Source organism: Methylobacterium variabile (assembly GCF_001043975.1).
In the GTDB taxonomy this organism is placed as follows: Bacteria; Pseudomonadota; Alphaproteobacteria; order Rhizobiales; family Beijerinckiaceae; genus Methylobacterium; species Methylobacterium variabile.
This window is the reverse complement of the sequence record NZ_LABY01000378.1, coordinates 1-966: the sequence shown is the minus strand read 5'-3', so window position 1 is coordinate 966 and position 966 is coordinate 1. Positions and strand designations below refer to the sequence as shown.

The window sequence follows — 966 nt, the reverse complement described above, 5'->3', positions numbered from 1 at the left end:
GCAGGTGCCAGGCCCCGACCGCGCCGACCACCAGGGCCGTCGTCAGGTAGGCGGCCAGCACCATGTGGACCAGGCGGAACGGGAAGGACGGGTTGAAGACGATCGCCCACCAGTCCTGCGGCACGAACTGGCCCTGGTCGTTCATGGCGTGGCCCTGCGGCGTGTGCATCCAGGAATTCACCGACAGGATCCAGAACGCCGAGAAGAAGGTGCCGAGCGCCACCATCAGGGTCGCCAGGAAATGCAGCCGCGGCCCGACCTTGCGCATCCCGAACAGCATTACGCCGAGGAAGCCCGCCTCCAGGAAGAACGCGGTGAGCACCTCGTAGGCCATCAGCGGGCCGAGCACCGGCCCGGCCTTGTCGGAGAAGACCGACCAGTTCGTGCCGAATTGATAGGACATCACCAGGCCGGAGACCACGCCCATCGCGAAGGCAACGGCGAAGATCTTGATCCAGTACTTGAACAGGTCGAGGTAGACCTGTCGCCCCGTCGCGAGCCAGAGCCCCTCGAGCACCGCCAGGTAGCTGGCGAGCCCGATCGAGAAGGCCGGGAAGATGATGTGGAACGCGACCGTGAACCCGAACTGGGCCCGGGCGAGAAGCAGCGCGTCGAGGTTCGACAGCATGACCACCCTCTAGGATAGGCGGTCCGGCGGTGGGATCCGCCGTCTCGCGAGGTTCCGAAGGGACAAAAGAACCGTGACGCGCCGCCGCCCCGTAGGCGGTACAGCGATCGTGCGGGAAGCTAGGGGATCACGATATGACGGCAATGACTGCGCGCACAAATTGCATATGACACGCAACGATCCCCATGCCGGTCCGGGACCGGCGGGGCGGGGCCGCGGGCGGGGGTCTCGCCGCCCGCCCCCCCGCGGGGCGCGGGGGGGGGGGGGGGGCCGGGCGCCGCCGGGCGGCGGGCCGGCCGGTCCCCCGGCGGGGGGGGCGGGGGGGGGGGGGGGGGGGG

The 966-nt window shown here is 69.9% G+C and carries 1 protein-coding gene; it reads right to left on the bottom strand.

What is annotated here, in order from left to right:
• On the bottom strand, positions 1–628 hold a 628-nt coding region (locus VQ02_RS33155), incomplete at its 3' end, for a cytochrome ubiquinol oxidase subunit I (protein WP_048448532.1).
• Positions 629–966 lie beyond the last annotated feature (338 nt).